The sequence below is a fragment of the Xanthomonas sp. NCPPB 1754 genome, from assembly GCF_041475725.2.
In the GTDB taxonomy this organism is placed as follows: Bacteria; Pseudomonadota; Gammaproteobacteria; order Xanthomonadales; family Xanthomonadaceae; genus Xanthomonas; species Xanthomonas euvesicatoria.
Window position 1 is genome coordinate 228,250 of record NZ_CM192982.1, and the last position, 16,785, is coordinate 245,034.

A 16,785-nucleotide genomic window follows, 5' to 3' on the forward strand; every position below is an offset into this window, starting at 1 on the left:
GCGCCCTGACCCGGCCGGGACCGCCCAGCCGGGTCCGTTTTCCCCCGCCGCCCATTGGGCGCGGAACCACTGCCGAGGTGCCTGCATGACCAGCCCCACGCCCGTGACTGCCGGCGCGGATGCACGCTGGATCGGTGCGACCCGCCGCCGTCCGGCCTCCATGGTGTCTCCGTGCGCTTCGCTTTGCGCGACATCGATGCATGGCGCTGCGCTTTGCACTAAATTGGTGCAATGGTGACGTCCTCTTCCATGCCATCACTGGACAGCCTGGGCACACCGGTCGCCTGGGCCGACCGCGAGGGCCGCGTGCTGGGCGTCAACCCGGCGTTCGCGCGCTGGCTCGGGGTCAGTGCACGGCGGTTGGTCGAACAGCCCCTGGCCGCGCTGGAAGTGCAGGGCGACGCGTTGGCGCGCTTTCTGCTCAACGACGAACGTGACGTCTTGCGCCTGCACCGGCTGGCGCTGGGCCTGCCCAACGATGCGCCGCGTTTTGCCGAAGGCTGGCTGTCGCGGCTGGACGATGGCGGCTGGCTGCTGGAAACCCACCCGGTCGACGAATTTCCCGCGCTCGATCCCACCCACGCCCTGCCCAATGCCTTGAGCGCTGCGCTGAAAGGGTTGGCGCACGAGCTGCGTAACCCGCTGGCCGGGCTCAAGGGCGCCGCGCAGCTGCTGGCGCGCCGCGCGGCCGGGCGCGACGAAGACGAGCGCGAGCTGATCGAGCTGATCGGCACCGAGATCGAGCGCCTCAACACCCTGCTCGAACGGCTGCTCTCGCCCACCCCGGCGCGCCCGCACGACCGCCTCAACATCCATGTCGTGCTCGAACGCGTGCTACGCCTGGCCGAAGCTGAAGGCGGCTGGTCGGTGCAGGTGCAGCGCGACTACGACCCCAGCATTCCCGACATTCTGGGCGATGGCGACCGCCTGACCCAGGCGGTGTGGAACCTGGTGCGCAACGCCTTCCAGGCCGGCGCCACACGCGTGACGCTGCGCACCCGCGTGGAGCATGGCCAGCGCATCCGCGACCGCGTGCATGCGATGTCGCTGCGGCTGGAAATCATCGACGACGGCGGCGGCGTGCCGGAAGAACTGGCCGAGCACCTGTTTCTGCCACTGGTCAGTGGCCGTGCCGAAGGCAGCGGTCTGGGCCTGGCGCTGGCCCAGCAGGTTTCGCGCGAGCACCACGGCACGCTGACCTATCGCTCGCGTCCGGGCCATACCGTTTTCACCCTGCTGCTGCCCGAGCTGGCCGGCGATCACGACAAGGAGCAACCGCATGGCTGAGGCCGCCGCCGTATCCCATATCTGGGTGGTCGACGACGACCGGTCGGTCCGTTTCGTGCTGTCCACCGCCTTGCGCGATGCCGGCTATGCCGTGGACGGCTTCGACAGCGCCGCCGCCGCGCTGCAGGCGCTCGCCATGCGGCCCACGCCGGATTTGCTGTTCACCGACGTGCGCATGCCCGGCGAAGACGGCCTGACCCTGCTCGACAAACTCAAATCCAAACACCCGCACTTGCCGGTGATCGTGATGTCGGCCTATACCGACGTTGCCAGCACCGCCGGTGCCTTCCGCGGCGGCGCGCACGAGTTCCTGTCCAAGCCGTTCGACCTGGACGACGCGGTGGCACTGGCCGCACGCGCGCTGCCGGACGCCGATGCCGGCGTCGAAGAAATCGTCGCCACGCGGCTGGCCGAGGGCTCGGCTTCGCTGATCGGCGACACGCCCGCGATGCAGGCCTTGTTCCGCGCGATCGGGCGCCTGGCGCAGGCGCCGCTGTCGGTGCTGATCAATGGCGAGACCGGTACCGGCAAGGAGCTGGTCGCGCGCGCGCTGCACAACGAATCGCCGCGCGCGCGCAAACCCTTCGTCGCGCTCAACACCGCCGCCATCCCGGCCGAACTGCTGGAAAGCGAATTGTTCGGCCACGAAACCGGCGCCTTTACCGGGGCGACCAAACGGCATATCGGCCGCTTCGAACAGGCCGATGGCGGCACGCTGTTTCTGGACGAAATCGGCGACATGCCGTTGCCGCTGCAGACCCGCCTGCTGCGCGTGTTGGCAGAGAACGAATTCTTCCGCGTCGGTGGGCGCGAATTGATCCGCGTCGATGTACGCGTGATTGCCGCCACCCACCAGGACCTGGAAGCGCTGGTCGAACAAGGCCGCTTCCGCGCCGATCTGCTGCACCGCCTGGATGTGGTGCGCCTGCAGTTGCCGCCACTGCGCGAACGGCGCGGCGACATCGCGCAACTGGCCGAAAATTTCCTGGCCATGGCCGGGCGCAAACTCGACATGCTGCCCAAGCGGCTCTCGTCGGCCGCGTTGGAAGACCTGCGCCAGTACGACTGGCCCGGCAACGTGCGCGAACTGGAAAACGTGTGCTGGCGCCTGGCGGCGCTGGCGACCTCGGACATCATCGACGTGGTCGACGTGGACGCCGCATTGGCGCGCGGCGGCCGGCGTCACCGCAGCGGCCGCAGCGACGGGCAGTGGGACGACATGCTTTCCAGCTGGGCCGCGCAACGCCTGAGCGAAGGTGCCCAGGGCCTGCACGCCGAAGCGCGCGAGCGCCTGGACAGGACCTTGCTCGAAGCGGCCCTGCAACTCACCCAGGGCCGTCGCGCCGAAGCTGCTGCCCGCCTGGGACTGGGCCGCAACACGGTCACCCGCAAACTCGGCCCGGGACGCAAACGCCGCTGATCTGGGGCCAACGCCCCTCGCCGATGGGGACGGGGTTGGGGCGAGGGTGCCTGTGCCGATGAAAGCGCGAGTGCCCGCGCACCTATCCAGCGATGCCTTGATCGAGCCGAGGCTGCCCGACAGTGCCCGCGGCAAGCATTGATGAGTGGTACGCCGCCGCATCCGGCGCTGTCGATGACGCCACCGCAACCCTGCCGTGCCGACGCCGTCGTCCGGGCAGTCACGCAGCGTGCCTGGCGCCTCGCACACCATCCGACAAGCCGACCGGGCACACCGACCCCGTACACTCCCGTGCCGCCAGCAGGCCCATTTCATGACACGTGAACATGCGCCCGCATAGGTTTCCAGCCTGATCAGGAAAACTGCTCGATGCGTTACCGGTCGCCCACGATCGTTGCCCTCACCGCGCTGGCGCTGGCCGCCTGCAGCAGCACGCCACCGCCGCCCAAGGCGCCTCCGCCGCCAGCGGCGCGGATCGTGCCTGCGCGCCCGGTGCAGCAAGCCGAGGCCGCGCTGGCTTCGGCCTCGGGCAGCCTGGTCAGCGGCCGGGTGGTGCTGGTGCCGGCGCTGCAGGGCATCCGCCTCACCGGCACCATCGGCGGCCTGCGTCCGGGCGGTGTGTCCGGATTCCATGTGCACGAACGCGGCGATTGCAGCGCGGCCGATGCCAGCAGCGCGGGCGCGCATTTCAACCCGGGTGGCGCGCCGCACGGGCGTGCCGGTGGCGGCGCGCATCATCTGGGCGACATGGACAATCTGCGTGCAGACGCCGAAGGCGTGGTGCATCTGGACATGATTCTGTCCGGCATCAGTCTGGGCGATGGCGCCCCGACCGACGTGGTCGGCAAGTCGCTGATCGTGCATGCCGACCCCGACGACTATCGCAGCCAGCCCAGCGGCAATGCCGGTGCGCGCCTGGCCTGCGGCGTCATTCGCGTCACCCAATGGGGCACGCCCCCTTCGCAGCCCTGAGTCGGGGCGTCAACGGCTGCAGTTGCGGCCTTTCTTCAGGAGTACTCCATGCGCATTGTTCCGACCACCTTGTTTCTGGCCACCGCCCTGGTGCTGACCGCGTGCAAGCGCGAGGAACCAGCGCCGGCCGAGCCGGCACCCGCACCGCAGGCCAGCACGCCGGCCGAAGCGGCGCACGGTGGCGAACACGCCGCCTCCATGGTCACCGAGGCGGCGGCCACCACCACCGCAACCGCCGAGCTCAAGCCGACCAAGGGCAATGACGTCAAAGGCACGGTGACGTTCAAGACCGTCGACGGTGCGCTGCGCGTCACCGGCCAGCTCAGCGGCCTCAAGCCCAATACCGAGCACGGCTTCCACATCCACGAAAAGGGCGATTGCAGCGCACCGGACGGCAGCAGCGCCGGCGGTCACTTTAACCCGTCCCAGTCCGATCACGGCAACGTCAGCACCGAGCCGCACCATGGTGGCGACATGCCCAACATCACCGCCGACGCGCAGGGTAACGCCAGCATCGACGGCCCGGTCTCCAGCAACGTCAACCTCGGCAAGGCCGACCAGTTCGATATCGCCGGCCACGCGGTGATCGTGCATGCCGACGCAGACGACTACAAAACCCAGCCCACCGGCAACGCGGGCGGCCGCCTGGCTTGCGGCGTGATCACCACCGACAACGCGCAGGCGGCGACCAAGTAAGCGCTCCGCGACCGTTGTCGATGCACGGCAACGGTTGAATACGACGACGTTGCGGGCGATGTCGGCCGACCGGCCGGTGGACATGCAGGCAGCGCTGCAGCTCACACACCAACGCCGCGGCGACAGCGCCGCGGCGTTTGCGTAGGCGCGAGGTGCAGCGTCCAACCTTCGCTCCGATCGCGATATGGCGCACACATGGGTGCATGCGCCTGGATGCGGCAGCTTGCCGATGCCGTAAGCGCGAGCCGTGCGCATCCAGCGCAGCCATTGTCGAACGAACGCCGCAAACGCCGTCTTCCACTGCCCCTTGCGATCACCCGGTGATCCGCTTGCCAGCGGTCATTGTGCGTAGGCAGACGCGGTGCTTGTCAAAGGCCGCTCGGGCCAGAGCCAATCGGGCACGCGAACAGTTCGCTTGGGGGCAGTGCACGCTGTTCGAGGAGATCGAACCGGTGGCATCCAGCCCGCCAATCGCGCAACAACCTCAGGTGTTGATCGATCACGGCAAATGCGGCTCACCGCGCAGCGATCACTCAATAATTCGCCCACAACCCCGGTGTCGCCAATTCCAGCAGATGCGCATCGGGATCGCGGAAGTAAATGCTTTGTCCGCCGCCCGGCCATTGCGTACGGCCTTCGATGGCGACCCCGCAGGCATGCAGGTGATTTTCCCAGCCGGGCAGGGCATCGCTTGCGACCGCCAGTGCGAAATGCTGGCGCCCGTTGCCTTCATGCGGCGGAATCGTGCCGCCTGGCAGCGTGACCGTCGCCGAGGTGCTGCCTTGCAGGAACAGCAACAAGACCTGCCCAGGCGCGATGGCGTAGGCGGCCATGCGCGTATCGCGGTGCATCGGTTGCAACCCCAGCACGCGCGCGTAGAAGGCGCATGCGCGCTCCAGGTCCGCAACATACACGCCGGTCTCCAGCACGCCCTGCAGCGCAGGGGGCAAGGCCGCCGGCGTCTGGCTCACGCCGCCAGCGCCTGCCGCGGATCCTGGCCCGGCTCGATATGCACGTACAGCACGGGCAGCCCATGCGCTTCCAGCACGGCGGCCATCTGCCGCTGGCGTGCCAGATAGTGCTCATAGACGCCGCGCAGGCGTTCGCAATCTTCGCGGTCGTGCGCGTAGTAATCGCACCACCCTGCGGGATCGAACAAGGCGATACGCACTTCGCCATCGATGTAGCGCAACACCGGCTCGGGGGGCTGCTCCAGCCACTCTTCGGTGTGCGGCGCCAGCAGTGCGGCTTCGATCAGCGGCCACAGCGGCGCCAGGCCCTGATTGTCGTACTGCATCGACATCATCGCCGCCAGATCGTTGGCGGTGAGATACCGCGCATGCTCGATGCGGGCGCCGAAGCTTTCCTGCGCCAGCAACGCGGTATCGGCCTGCGCCATTCCCTGGGCCAGCAGCACTTCCTCCATGGCGTCGGCCACGCCGGCAACCGTGTGCGGGTCGCCGGACAGCAGGAACGGCAACACGCGCAACCCACCGCCGGCCAGTTGCGCATCGGCCTGGAACGGCAGCGGGATCTCGCCTTGCGCGTCGGCACCGAAGGCCAGCACCCGCGGGCCCTGGTCGCGCCCGGGTGCACGCGCCTGCAGCTCTTCCAGGCGCCGATGCAGCGGCCAGCCCGGCCGCAACACTTCGGACGGATCGAAATGCGCCAACGCCACGCTCAATTCCAGATCGCGGACTTCCGGGATCCATTGCGCCAGGTCGCGGCCGATGCGTTCGGCCAGCATGCCGGCCTGCGCCGGCGCCAAGGCGCCGCGCTCGGGGGCGCTTCCGCCGGTCAATTCCAGCGCCAGCACACCCATGGCGGTTACGCCGTGTTCGGTCTTGCTCATGATTCGCGGTTGGCCCATCACGGGGTCGAAGCTACACTGCGGCCATTATGCCTGCCGGCCCTGTGCAGGCCATGTCCCCGAGTCCTCCATGCCAGGTCAACCGATGCCCGCAGCCCGTCCCGTCGCCATTTTGGGCGGCGTTCGTATCCCGTTCTGTCGTCAGAACACCGCGTATGCGGATGTGGGCAACCTGGGCATGTCGGTGCGCACGCTGGGCGCGTTGGTCGAGCGCTTCGGGTTGCATGGGCAGCAATTGGGCGAAGTGGCGATGGGCGCGGTGATCAAGCATTCCGCGGACTGGAACCTGGCGCGCGAGGCGGCGCTGTCGTCGGGTCTGTCGCCGCTGACGCCGGGCATCACCCTGCAGCGCGCCTGCGGCACCAGCCTGGATTCGGTGATCACCATCGCCAACAAGATCGCGCTGGGGCAGATCGACTCGGGCATCGGCGGCGGCTCTGACACCACCTCCGAAGTGCCGATCGTGTACGGCAAGAAGTTGCGCGCACGGCTGCTGGCCGCCAACCGTGCCAAGGCCACCGGCGACAAGCTCAGGGCGCTGCTGCGCGGCTTCAAGCTGGCCGAGCTCAAGCCCGAGTTCCCCGGCGTGGCCGAGCCGCGCACCGGCAAGAGCATGGGCGACCACTGCGAGGACATGGCCAAGGAATGGAACATCTCGCGCGATTCGCAGGACGAATGGGCGGTGGCTTCGCACCATAAGCTGGCCGCTGCCTATGAGCGCGGTTTCTTCGACTCGCTGATCGCGCCGTTCCGCGGCGTCTCGCGGGACAACATCCTGCGCGCGGACACCTCGCTGGAAAAACTCGCCACGCTGCGCCCGGCCTTCGACAAGACCTCTGGCCGCGGCACGTTGACCGCGGCCAATTCCACCCCGCTCACCGATGGTGCGGCCGCGGTGCTGCTCTCCAGCGAAGCCTGGGCGCTGGCGCATGGCCACACCCCGATGGCCTATCTGCGTGATGCGCAGGTGGCGGCGGTGGATTTCGTGCATGGCGAAGGCCTGTTGATGGCGCCGACCATTGCGGTGCCGCAGATGCTGGCGCGTCAGGGCCTGACCCTGCAGGATTTCGACATCTACGAAATCCACGAGGCCTTCGCCGCGCAGGTGCTGTGCACGTTGCGTGCCTGGGAGAGCGAGGACTACTGCCGCAACCGGCTGGGCCTGGACGCGCCGCTGGGCCGCATCGACCCGGACAAGATCAATCCGCTGGGCTCGTCGCTGGCCACCGGCCATCCGTTCGCCGCCACTGGCGCACGCGTGGTGGCCACGGCCGCCAAACAGCTGGAAGAGCGCGGCGGCGGCCGTGCATTGATTTCGATCTGCACCGCCGGCGGCATGGGCGTGGTGGCGATCGTCGAGCGCTGATGCCGTGGTGCGGTACGGGATTGCGCATTCGGGATTGGGGATTTGCAGAAGCGGCAGTTGAATTCTGCCGGTGCGGGTCCGCCATCCTTAATTCCATCGCTGTATGGCTAACAATGCGACGTCAGCTTCTTCGATGAAGCAGATGGCCGCTTGGCGCGCATTGACCCCGTTCGCGGGAGTGCAATGCGGCGGTAAGCACATTGCATACCGCCGCTGTCCCGACTACAGAATGCGATCGTCCGCTGCGTGCGGATCGACTGGCGCCGGGTCGTACGTGGTGACGATTGGCCCGCGCAACGACTGCTGTGGCATGACGTCGCGTACCGGTTCGCCGCGTGCGGCGCGCAAGGCATTGGCGTAGCAATGCTGTGCCGACAGCAGGTCGCCGGAGGCGGCAAACCCGTGTCCCAGCTCTTCCCAGGCCTCGCTGCCGGCGCCGCTTGCGATGGCGCGATGCAGGAATTCCTCGGCCTGCGACCACTGCTGTTGATGACGCGCGAGCCGCGCCAGTGTCAGCAACAGCCCTGGGCTGTCGGGATATTGGGTCAGCCAGCGCTGCGCGCTGGCGCGGCGCGAATCGTATTTTTCCAGCGGCAGCACGCCGTACAGCCGTACCAGCGATTCGTCCCATTGCGCGTCCAGCGCCTGCTCCAGGCTGTGCACGGCGGCATCGTCCCAATGCAGCACGGCCGCACGTTGCGCGTAGGCGCCAACCACTGCCGGAGTGGTGCGTAATGTCTTGGGCAATGCTTCCCAGCGCTCGGCCAGTGCATTGGCGTCGCTGGCCTGCAACAGGGTCTGCTCGGCCAGCGTCGCTTCCAGCGTGCTGTAGGCATCGGGCGCCAAGACCGCCTGCTGACGCAGGGCACCGAGCTGGCCATAGGCTTCGTCGGCGCGACCGATCTGCGCCAGGGCGTGGGTGCGCAACAGCAGGCCGCGTGCCGGCAACGGCTGCGCGTTGGCGCTATCCAGTGCATTGATCGCATCGACCGGGCGCTGGCGCGCCAGGTGCCGCTCGCCCTGCAACAGCGCATAGCCTGTCGGGTCGCGCTCGGCCAGTTGCTTTGCCAGTGCCGTGGCCGCCGCCTCGTCGCCGCGCGCATCGGCCACGCGCACCGCGCTGGCCAGGGCAATGCCGCTGACCTCATCGTCTTCGCTGGCACTGACCAGCAGCCGCTCGGCGCGCTGCCATTGGCCATGATCGGCAGCGCGCAGACCTTCGATCAAACGCGCACGGCCCTTGTTGCGGCGGTACTTGCCCCACACGCGGAACGGCAGGCTGATCAACGTCCAGAGCAGCCACAGCACCAGCAATGCGATCAGCAGGATCAGCAGCGCTTGCGGCATGGCGGCGTGATAGTCGTTGCCCCCCACACTGACAACGACGTTGCCCAGGTCGTAACTGTTCTGATGCGACAGCCACTGTGCACCAAGCACGCCCAGCGCCACGGCAACCAGCAGGATCAAGACGGTACGCAACACTTTCATTGGGTGGATCTCCCTTCACGCATGGCCTGCAGTTGCAGCAGGGTGGTGCCCAGTTCCGGCAGGCGCGGACGCAGTGGCGCTTGTTGCAGGCTGCGCAAGCGTGCACGCAGCTGACGACGTTGCGGCGAATCCGGCCAGAGCCGGGTGGTCCAGGTCTCCACGCGGCGCAGCGATTGCGCAAAACTGGCGGCATCGCCACGTTCCGCGGCCGCGCGGGCCAGGCTGATTTCGATCTGCACTGCATCGCGCGCAGCACGCCGGTCGCCGCCGGTCAGCAAGGCGTCGCCGCGGCTGGGGCGGATGTCCACCAGCGGCGCCAGCGCCTTTTGCCACCACGGTTGCGCCGCGGCGCTGGCCTGTGCGGTCTGTTCCGGCAGGCGCTGCAACTCGGCGGCCAAGGTATCCAGATTCTTGCCCGCCTCCGCCTGCGGGCCAGCCCCCAGACGCTCCAGCGCATCGCGTTCCTGTACCAATGCCTGACGCAGATTGAGGTAACCGGGGTCGTCGATGCCGTTGAGTGCGCCGTTGGCCAGCGCATAGGCGCGCCGCGCGCCATCGGCATCGCCGGCGATACTCAGGCGCTGCTGGCCGAGCCGCAGCAGCAGCTCCACTTCATCCAGGCGCAGCGCCTGTGCGCCATGACGGTTGGGGTCGGCCAGCTTTTGCACGGTGTCTTCGAGCAACGCGCTGCGCTGACTCAAGCCCAGCATCTCGTCGCGCAGGACGCGGTTGGTGGCCGCCGCGTCCTGCAGACGCTCGTTGGCCAGGCGCTGATCGCGGCGCAGCGTCTCCAGCATCTGCTGGGTGCCGTCCCAGCGTTGCTGCTGCGCCTGCGCGGCCTGCAGCTGCGTTGCCTGATAGTTCTGCCACGCGCGCCAGCCCAGGAACAGCGCCACGCCCACGGCCGCCACGGCGACGACAAGCAGCAGCCATGCCAAGGGAAAGCGTCGCGCAGGAGCGGGCATTTCGGTCATTCGGACATCCTCGGGCAGTCACGACCGGCGCAGGCGCCGCAGTCATCGCACACAGCATGGCGTGCAGCGCCGGACGGCGGCAAGCTGTGCTTGAGTTCGCAGTTCAGCAAGGTCGTGGTGGTGTCATGATTGCCGCCTCAGCAGCAGCGGCGAGCTGCTGCGGCAACGGGCCTGCTGCGCGCATGCCATGCACGAAACCGGCTGCACGTGCGGCGTCGAGCATGCGATCGCTGGATGCCACTACCGGACGCTGTTGCCACGCAGCGACCAATTCGGCAGGCAGCTGTTGCAGAACCAGCGTCAGCGCTTCGGCGCTACTGAGCGCCAGCACGCTGCGCGGCAGTGCAAGCGACAACGCCTGGATGGACGAGGCGCGCAAGCGCAGCGGGACGCGTCGATAGACATCGGCACGCACGATGCGTGCACCGCGCTGCTGCAACGTGGGCGCCAGCATGCCGCGCCCGCCGGGGGCAGTGATCAGCCCGACGGCCTGTAGCGGTGCCTGCAGCAGCGGCAGCGCAAGCAGGCCTTCGCTGTCCATGCGCGCCGGCCGCACCACGCTGTCGATGCCGCAGGCGTGCAATGCGCGCGCAGTGCCGTCGCCCACGCTGACCCAGTGCGCCTGCGCCGGGCGCTGCAGCGGCGCCAGACGATGCGCTGCCTGCACCGCGGCCGGGCTGGTGAAAATCGCAATCGGCGCTGCCAGCGCCTGCCGCAGCGCGTCTCGCGCCTGTGCGGTGTCATGGGTCTGCAGGCGCCATGGCGACAGCGCAAGTACCCGTCCGCCATGCCGCGCAACTGCCCGCCGCAACGGCGCATGTTCACCGCTGGGGCGCAGCGAGATCAGGGTCCAGGCAGCGTCGGGATGGGCAAGGCCGGTCATGAGGTGATTATGCGAGAGCGTGGGTCACCTGCGGCCCACTGTCGCCGCATCCGGGGATGCCAGTACGAATCGATGGCGCAATGCCGGCAGCCAGAGCGATGATTCGGCAGCCTGACTGGCGCCCTTCGACTCGATCCGGAACCTCTTGCAACCGCTGGGAATCCGGTCACGATCCTGGCCGACAACCGTGCTGGAGCGGCGAAGTGATCAAGTCCTACCTTATCAACATGCAGCGCAGCGGCGACCGGTTGCAGGCCATGTCGGCGCGCTTCGATGCGCTGGGCCTGCCGTTCGAGCGCATTGCTGCCATCGATGGCGCCACTTTGACGGACGAGCAGATCGCCCACTTTGTACGCGAGCGCCCGTTGGAAGGGTCGGGCGATGCCTTCAGCACCGGCCCGCGCAAGTGGACGGCGTCCAACATCGGCTGCTTTCTCAGTCATCAGGCAGCGTGGCGCATTGCGGCCGATTCCGACGACGCCTACACGGCGATTTTCGAAGACGACATGCATCTGTCCGATGCGCTGCCGGCGTTGCTGGGCAGCACCGATTGGCTACCGGGTGGCCGCAGCATCGTGCGGCTGGAGCCGTCCTACAACCGCATCAAACTCGATGCCAAGGTGGCGGATGTCGCCGGGCGCCAACTGCGCCTGGTGCGGCCATCGACGTATCAGCATTGCTGGCCGGTATGCGCCGGCGCGCTGATCATCAGCAGGGATGCGGCGCGATTGCTGCTGGCTGCGAAGGCGCGCTGGCACACCATGGCCGATATCTTTTTGTTCGGCTGGAACGAGTCGCCGGTGGCGCACCAGTTGTCCACCTATCAGCTCTCGCCGGCTGCGTGCATCCAGGACAAATTCTTCCATGCAGCTGCGGAAAACATCGTGTTTACCAGCACGATCGATGCGCCGCTGACGCACGCACAGAAGCAGCGCAGCACGCATTGGAAAGCCAAGGCCACCGCGCTGTTGCGGGTGGCGCAGGGCTATCGAAAGGTGGTCTTTGCACCTTAGCGTGGCAAACAAGCACTCGCGCGCAGGCGTCGGTCGTGCCGGGCGGTTTGATGCATGGCGCGCTATCTGCAACGCCACCGGCAGGCATCGTGGCGGATACCGCGTGCTGACTGAGCGCGTGATCCGGGCTGGGCCAAGGCATCGAAAAGGTTGTTGCATGCGGCCAGCGCGATGCCGGCCCACACATCGCACGTGGCGATGACTGCATTCACCATGCGGTACCGCATGTCATGCAGGTGCACAAGACGCTCGCAGAACATTGCGGCATGATGCCGCCCTTCGCCGTCTTTCAGTCTTTGCCGATGACTCCTTCGTGCACGCTCGCATCCGCCCTGCAGTCGCTGCAGCAGCAGTTCATCGCCATGCCGCCGGTCCTGTCGATGGGCATTGCCGTGGACGGTCTGCACGATGGTGCGTTGCGCCTGCGGGCGCCGCTGCAGGCCAACGTCAACGACAAGGCCAATGCGTTCGGCGGCAGCCTGGCCTCGCTGATGACGCTGGCCAGCTGGGGGTGGCTGACCCTGCAGCTGCAATTGGCCGGGCACCACGCCGATGTCTACGTTGCAGACAGCCAGCTGCGCTATGTCGCGCCGGTGTACGAAGACCTGGTCGCCAATGCCGAGCCGTCCGAGCTGGGGAGCTGGGAGGCCTTTCTGGCGACGTTCCGGCAACGTGGCAAGGCGCGCATCGGCATGCGCGCGCAGATCGCACTGGGCTCCGGTGCCGCCGCGGCCACGTTGAGCGGGCGCTTCGTGGCGTTTCCAAAACGGTAGGATGCCGGCTGGATTCGGGGGAATACGCATGCGTGCAGTCATTACAACGATCGTGCTGCTTGGGCTGGCACTGCTGAGCGGGGTGGCCAATGCCGGCAGCCGTGCCCAGGCGCGGGCGCTGGAAACCATCCAGGCCGCCTACACGGCCGCCGTGCGCTGGAACGATTTCGATGCCGCGCAGGGCTTCGTCGAGCCGGCCTATGCCCAGGCGCATCCGCTCAGCGACCTGGAACGTTCGCGCTACGAGCAGGTGCAGATTTCCGGCTACCGCGAGGTGCGCGTGGGCCAAGACCCCAATGGCGACCTGCGGCGCGAGGTCGAGTTGCGGGTGATCAACCGCAATACCCAGGCCGAACGGCTGGTGCGCAGCATCGAGATCTGGCGCTGGAATCCCGAACAGAAGCGCTGGTGGTTGGCCAGCGGCCTGCCCGACCTGTGGAAGGGCCAGTAGCCTGGCCCCTGCGCGCCGGGCGTCGCGTGCGCCAGCTGTGCGACAATTCCCGCCCGCTCGACTGACCCTGACCCCGTGAATTTCGAAGAGCTGCAGGCCTTTGTCGGCCGCAACCCCATGTTGTCGCTGGCCCTGGTGGGCCTGACCATCGCCCTGATCGTCACCGAGGTCGCGCGCCTGTTCCGCGGCTATCGCGCGCTCAAGCCGGCCGAGCTGACCCGTCTGATCAACAGCGAAAATGCGCTGGTGATCGACCTGTCGCCCACTGCCGACTTCGAAAAAGGCCACATCGCCGGCAGCCGAAACGTGGCGCTGGCCAAGTTCGACCCGGCCGGCAAGCTATTGGCCAACGCCAAGGCCTCGCCGGTGGTGGTGGTGTGCCGCAGCGGCACCACCTCCGCCGGTGCAGCCAAGACGCTGAAGAAAGCTGGTTTCGAACAGGTGTACTGGCTCGAAGGCGGCGTCGCCGCCTGGCAGATGGCCGAGCTGCCACTGATCAAGGGCCGCTGATCCGCCTTGTGCGGCAACCGGCACGCCCCCATTGCTGGCGTGAGAGACTTGCGCTTTCACGTTTGCATCACTCAACGCTGCATCCACCGAACCGTTTCTGGAGTTAGGAATGTCCGACGAAATCCTCAACGGCGCCGCTGCGCCGGCCGACGCCGCTGCTGGTCCCGCCTTCACCATCGAAAAGATTTACGTCAAGGACGTGTCCTTCGAATCTCCGAACGCACCGGCCGTCTTCAATGACGCCAACCAGCCCGAGCTGCAGCTGAACCTCAACCAGAAGGTGCAGCGCCTCAACGACAACGCCTTCGAAGTGGTGTTGGCCGTGACTCTGACCTGCACCGCCGGTGGCAAGACGGCCTATGTGGCCGAAGTGCAGCAGGCCGGCGTGTTCGGCCTGGTCGGCCTGGACCCGCAGGCGATCGACGTGCTGCTCGGCACCCAGTGCCCAAACATCCTGTTCCCGTACGTGCGCACCCTGGTCAGCGACCTGATCCAGGCCGGCGGCTTCCCGCCGTTCTACCTGCAGCCGATCAATTTCGAAGCCCTGTACGCAGAAACCCTGCGTCAGCGTCAGAACGAAGGCACTTCGCTGGCCGATTCCGAGCCGGCTGGCAACGCCTAAGCGTTGATTGCGCCGATGAGCGATTGGACCCACAAGATCGCCGTTCTCGGCGCCGGCTCCTGGGGCACGGCCCTGGCCGCGCTGCTCGCCAGGCATGGTCATCCGACCGTGCTCTGGGGGCGCGATGCGGCGATGGTGGATACCATCGACCGCACCCACGAGAACGCGCGCTATCTGCCGGGCATTGCGCTGCCCGACAGTCTGCGTGCCACCACCGACCTGCAGGCGGCGGTGGCTGACGCCACCTGGATCCTGGTGGTGGTGCCCTCGCATGCGTTCACCGAGACCATCCGGCTGATCGCACCGCTGCGTCCGGCCGGTGCCGGCGTTGCCTGGGCGACCAAGGGCTTCGAACCCGGTTCCGGGCGGTTCCTGCATGAAGTGGCACGCGACATCCTCGGCCCCAGCGTTCCGCTGGCCGTGGTGACCGGGCCCTCCTTCGCCAAGGAAGTCACGCTCGGCCTGCCGACCGCCATCACCGTGCACGGCGACGATGCGGCGTTCGCACAAGTGGTGGCCGATGCGATGCACGGCCCCACCTTCCGCGCCTACACCGGCGACGACATGGTGGGCGCCGAGCTGGGCGGGGCGATGAAGAACGTGCTGGCGGTGGCCACCGGCGTGGCCGACGGCATGCAGCTTGGTCTCAATGCACGGGCCGGTCTGATCACGCGTGGCTTGAACGAGATGCTGCGTCTGGCGGCGGTGATCGGCGCACGTCCGGAGACCCTGATGGGCCTGGCCGGATTGGGCGATCTGGTGCTTACCTGCACCGGCGATCTGTCGCGCAACCGGCGCCTGGGTCTGGCCCTGGGGCGCGGGCAGAGCTTGGACGATGCGATCCGCGAGATCGGCCAGGTTGTCGAATCGGTGCAGACGGCCGATGAGGTCATGCGTCAGGCCGAACACCACGGCATCGAACTGCCGATCTCCAATGCCGTGCGCGCGGTATTGCACGGTGAAATCACTCCGGAAGCAGGCCTGAAGGAACTGCTGGCACGCGAGCGCAAGCCAGAGTACCCGCAGACCTTGTTTACCTGAGAACAGCCGACAAACCGCTGCGCTTACTGCCAGTCGTGCGTGGGCCGGTGCTTAGAATCCTCGTGCGCCACCCTTGCATGACGGTTCCGCGCGCTGTCCACGCCACCGGATGATTGCTCGCTCCGTCTTGTTCGCCGCGCCAAGACCGGTAGCGCCTCGGCATCCGATGCGAAAATGCACAACACAACGCCCGGCAGTACCGGGCGTTTTTTTTGTTTGGCCGCTTGCCGCGCGGCGCAAGCACCGCTTTGGCGGATCGGGCGCCAGGTCGTTGGGGCACCCAACGCGAGCGCGGCCCACCCTCGTGACGCAGATGCATCGTTGGCGAGGTTCCCTGTGCGAAGTGACGCGCATCGTGACGTGCATGTTCAAACCGCCAACCGATCGCCCAAAAGAAAGAAGCCCGGTCGGAGGACCGGGCTTCCAGTGCAACGCGGGAGAGAGAGCGCGCTGCAGTCAAACGTGCGGCTTACCAGCTGAAGCGCGGGCCGACCGACCATTCCTTGTTGCCGTCGCCATCCATACGGATGTCGCCATTGATGCCCCAGTTCTGGTTCAACTTCACCTGGGCGCCAAGGCGGCCGTAGAAGTTGTCGCCGATGTCGATGCCACGCTTCTTGGAGAAATCTTCGTAGCCAGCCAGGGCATAGACTTCGAAGTGCTCGCCGAAGGCGTTACGCAGACCGGCTTCAACGCTGTAGCCGTCGAAGTTGATGTTCGGGGTGTCCAGGTCCAGCTTGCGGTAGGCAACGCGCGCAACGAAGTCGGTGCTCGTGGCGATTTCGTGGTTGAAGCCCACGCCGACGCCCCACTGCTGGAAGTCCGAGTCGGTGTTTTCGAACACGTTGTTGTTGTCGTCAGCATTCTGCTTGCTGTAATCGCCGAACACGTGGAAGTTCGGAGCGATGGCATAAGAGGCCTTCACGCCCCAGCCGTCCGCATCGCGACCTTCGGTCGGCGTGCGCACGTAGTCGCCTTCGACGAAGTTGTAGGAGAGGTTTTCAGCAGCCGAAGCCGCAAACGGCAGAGCTGCGAGAAGGCCGAGGGCCAGCAAAGAAGTCTTCATGATCGGGATACCTGTACTTATTTGATTGGACCGGCGCTGAGGCGGATGCCGTTCGCTGCCGAGATGTAAATTCTCCGTTATTCGATGGAACGCGACATGAATTTTGGACTGACCAGTTGATGAATCATCGCGCCAGATTCAGCTGCGCTTTCTTGTGTAGCGTGCAGATGCGCGTACAGCACGTGCAAAACGTGATGCTCTAGCGCTTACATGGCGCCGACGTGAGGCATGTGTACACAAACGCGGCAGATCGCCTGGTTTCCAACGTTTTACGCGCGCTCGCTCCACCAGCACATTGCACTGACACCGCCGCTGGGAGCATTGCACGCCTGTTGAACACACCTGTGGAGCTG

17 protein-coding genes and 1 other RNA gene are annotated in these 16,785 nt (G+C 66.9%); 12 read left to right on the plus strand and 6 right to left on the minus strand.

The window, feature by feature from the left end:
• Positions 1–231: 231 nt before the first annotated feature.
• The 4 genes from ACCQ15_RS00975 to ACCQ15_RS00990 all read left to right on the plus strand — a co-directional run bounded on the left by ACCQ15_RS00975 (position 232) and on the right by ACCQ15_RS00990 (position 4,375).
• Positions 232–1,287: a two-component system sensor histidine kinase NtrB gene (locus tag ACCQ15_RS00975; RefSeq protein ID WP_008571546.1), complete on the plus strand. Its 1,056-nt coding sequence runs from the start codon at positions 232–234 to the stop codon at positions 1,285–1,287.
• On the plus strand, positions 1,280–2,707 hold the full coding sequence (ntrC, locus tag ACCQ15_RS00980) for a nitrogen regulation protein NR(I) (RefSeq protein ID WP_008571547.1): 1,428 nt from the start codon (positions 1,280–1,282) through the stop codon (positions 2,705–2,707). The genes ACCQ15_RS00975 and ntrC overlap by 8 nt, the downstream gene beginning before the upstream one ends.
• 369 nt (positions 2,708–3,076) lie before the next feature.
• Positions 3,077–3,679 (plus strand): superoxide dismutase family protein, encoded by a 603-nt coding sequence (locus ACCQ15_RS00985; protein ID WP_011345922.1) that lies wholly within the window; start codon positions 3,077–3,079, stop codon positions 3,677–3,679.
• Positions 3,680–3,727: 48 nt separating this feature from the next.
• Positions 3,728–4,375 (plus strand): superoxide dismutase family protein, encoded by a 648-nt coding sequence (locus tag ACCQ15_RS00990; RefSeq protein ID WP_014088999.1) that lies wholly within the window; start codon positions 3,728–3,730, stop codon positions 4,373–4,375.
• A 533-nt stretch (positions 4,376–4,908) separates the two neighbouring features.
• On the opposite strand, the gene ACCQ15_RS00995 is transcribed toward ACCQ15_RS00990, so the two are convergent.
• Together ACCQ15_RS00995 and ACCQ15_RS01000 are read right to left on the minus strand one after the other, a co-directional pair.
• On the minus strand, positions 4,909–5,346 hold the full coding sequence (locus ACCQ15_RS00995) for a VOC family protein (protein ID WP_031420653.1): 438 nt from the start codon (positions 5,344–5,346) through the stop codon (positions 4,909–4,911).
• On the minus strand, positions 5,343–6,227 hold the full coding sequence (locus ACCQ15_RS01000) for a hypothetical protein (RefSeq protein WP_039417480.1): 885 nt from the start codon (positions 6,225–6,227) through the stop codon (positions 5,343–5,345). Before ACCQ15_RS01000 ends, ACCQ15_RS00995 begins: the two co-directional genes overlap by 4 nt.
• An 88-nt stretch (positions 6,228–6,315) precedes the next feature.
• Between ACCQ15_RS01000 and ACCQ15_RS01005 the strand changes: the two genes are divergently transcribed.
• Positions 6,316–7,611 (plus strand): acetyl-CoA C-acetyltransferase, encoded by a 1,296-nt coding sequence (locus tag ACCQ15_RS01005; protein ID WP_011345927.1) that lies wholly within the window; start codon positions 6,316–6,318, stop codon positions 7,609–7,611.
• A 222-nt stretch (positions 7,612–7,833) separates the two neighbouring features.
• Here the strand turns inward: ACCQ15_RS01005 and ACCQ15_RS01010 are convergent, their stop codons facing one another.
• The 3 genes from ACCQ15_RS01010 to ACCQ15_RS01020 form a co-directional block, all read right to left on the minus strand.
• Positions 7,834–9,099 carry a heme biosynthesis protein HemY gene (locus ACCQ15_RS01010; protein WP_071117615.1) on the minus strand — a complete coding sequence of 422 codons (1,266 nt, stop codon included), beginning with the start codon at positions 9,097–9,099 and terminating at the stop codon, positions 7,834–7,836.
• Positions 9,096–10,073: a uroporphyrinogen-III C-methyltransferase gene (locus ACCQ15_RS01015; RefSeq protein WP_372381107.1), complete on the minus strand. Its 978-nt coding sequence runs from the start codon at positions 10,071–10,073 to the stop codon at positions 9,096–9,098. Before ACCQ15_RS01015 ends, ACCQ15_RS01010 begins: the two co-directional genes overlap by 4 nt.
• A 103-nt stretch (positions 10,074–10,176) precedes the next feature.
• The gene (locus ACCQ15_RS01020; protein WP_008572011.1) at positions 10,177–10,956 is read right to left on the minus strand and encodes a uroporphyrinogen-III synthase; all 780 of its coding nucleotides are present in this window, start codon (positions 10,954–10,956) and stop codon (positions 10,177–10,179) included.
• Positions 10,957–11,159: 203 nt separating this feature from the next.
• On the opposite strand from ACCQ15_RS01020, the gene ACCQ15_RS01025 reads away from it, so the two are divergent.
• From ACCQ15_RS01025 to ACCQ15_RS01055, 7 genes are all read left to right on the plus strand, one after another.
• Complete coding sequence (locus tag ACCQ15_RS01025; protein WP_136733405.1) at positions 11,160–11,969, plus strand: glycosyltransferase family 25 protein; 810 nt, start codon at positions 11,160–11,162, stop codon at positions 11,967–11,969.
• Between the two features lie 302 nt (positions 11,970–12,271).
• On the plus strand, positions 12,272–12,742 hold the full coding sequence (locus tag ACCQ15_RS01030; RefSeq protein WP_017156408.1) for a YiiD C-terminal domain-containing protein: 471 nt from the start codon (positions 12,272–12,274) through the stop codon (positions 12,740–12,742).
• A 28-nt stretch (positions 12,743–12,770) separates the two neighbouring features.
• Positions 12,771–13,193, plus strand: a complete 423-nt coding sequence (locus ACCQ15_RS01035; protein WP_011345931.1) for a hypothetical protein — start codon at positions 12,771–12,773, stop codon at positions 13,191–13,193.
• A 75-nt stretch (positions 13,194–13,268) separates the two neighbouring features.
• Positions 13,269–13,703 carry a rhodanese-like domain-containing protein gene (locus ACCQ15_RS01040; protein ID WP_005912207.1) on the plus strand — a complete coding sequence of 145 codons (435 nt, stop codon included), beginning with the start codon at positions 13,269–13,271 and terminating at the stop codon, positions 13,701–13,703.
• Between the two features lie 109 nt (positions 13,704–13,812).
• Positions 13,813–14,325, plus strand: coding sequence for a protein-export chaperone SecB (gene secB, locus ACCQ15_RS01045; RefSeq protein ID WP_003488515.1), 513 nt, complete (start codon positions 13,813–13,815; stop codon positions 14,323–14,325).
• Positions 14,326–14,340: 15 nt separating this feature from the next.
• Positions 14,341–15,366 carry an NAD(P)H-dependent glycerol-3-phosphate dehydrogenase gene (locus tag ACCQ15_RS01050; RefSeq protein WP_008572015.1) on the plus strand — a complete coding sequence of 342 codons (1,026 nt, stop codon included), beginning with the start codon at positions 14,341–14,343 and terminating at the stop codon, positions 15,364–15,366.
• Between the two features lie 62 nt (positions 15,367–15,428).
• Positions 15,429–15,502, plus strand: a non-coding RNA gene (locus tag ACCQ15_RS01055) — sX9 sRNA.
• A gap of 333 nt (positions 15,503–15,835) precedes the next feature.
• Here the strand turns inward: ACCQ15_RS01055 and ACCQ15_RS01060 are convergent.
• The gene (locus ACCQ15_RS01060; RefSeq protein ID WP_003488520.1) at positions 15,836–16,432 is read right to left on the minus strand and encodes an OmpO family porin; all 597 of its coding nucleotides are present in this window, start codon (positions 16,430–16,432) and stop codon (positions 15,836–15,838) included.
• Between the last annotated feature and the right edge of the window lie 353 nt (positions 16,433–16,785).

Excerpts from the sequence above, each read along its gene's own strand:
- ACCQ15_RS00975 (WP_008571546.1), top strand. The coding sequence starts at position 232 with ATGGTGACGTCCTCTTCCATGCCATCACTGGACAGCCTGGGCACACCG.
- ntrC (WP_008571547.1), top strand. The coding sequence starts at position 1,280 with ATGGCTGAGGCCGCCGCCGTATCCCATATCTGGGTGGTCGACGACGAC.
- ACCQ15_RS00985 (WP_011345922.1), top strand. The coding sequence starts at position 3,077 with ATGCGTTACCGGTCGCCCACGATCGTTGCCCTCACCGCGCTGGCGCTG.
- ACCQ15_RS00990 (WP_014088999.1), top strand. The coding sequence starts at position 3,728 with ATGCGCATTGTTCCGACCACCTTGTTTCTGGCCACCGCCCTGGTGCTG.
- ACCQ15_RS01000 (WP_039417480.1), bottom strand. The coding sequence starts at position 6,227 with ATGAGCAAGACCGAACACGGCGTAACCGCCATGGGTGTGCTGGCGCTG.
- ACCQ15_RS01005 (WP_011345927.1), top strand. The coding sequence starts at position 6,316 with ATGCCAGGTCAACCGATGCCCGCAGCCCGTCCCGTCGCCATTTTGGGC.
- ACCQ15_RS01010 (WP_071117615.1), bottom strand. The coding sequence starts at position 9,099 with ATGAAAGTGTTGCGTACCGTCTTGATCCTGCTGGTTGCCGTGGCGCTG.
- ACCQ15_RS01015 (WP_372381107.1), bottom strand. The coding sequence starts at position 10,073 with ATGACCGAAATGCCCGCTCCTGCGCGACGCTTTCCCTTGGCATGGCTG.
- ACCQ15_RS01020 (WP_008572011.1), bottom strand. The coding sequence starts at position 10,956 with ATGACCGGCCTTGCCCATCCCGACGCTGCCTGGACCCTGATCTCGCTG.
- ACCQ15_RS01030 (WP_017156408.1), top strand. The coding sequence starts at position 12,272 with ATGACTCCTTCGTGCACGCTCGCATCCGCCCTGCAGTCGCTGCAGCAG.
- ACCQ15_RS01035 (WP_011345931.1), top strand. The coding sequence starts at position 12,771 with ATGCGTGCAGTCATTACAACGATCGTGCTGCTTGGGCTGGCACTGCTG.
- secB (WP_003488515.1), top strand. The coding sequence starts at position 13,813 with ATGTCCGACGAAATCCTCAACGGCGCCGCTGCGCCGGCCGACGCCGCT.
- ACCQ15_RS01050 (WP_008572015.1), top strand. The coding sequence starts at position 14,341 with ATGAGCGATTGGACCCACAAGATCGCCGTTCTCGGCGCCGGCTCCTGG.
- ACCQ15_RS01060 (WP_003488520.1), bottom strand. The coding sequence starts at position 16,432 with ATGAAGACTTCTTTGCTGGCCCTCGGCCTTCTCGCAGCTCTGCCGTTT.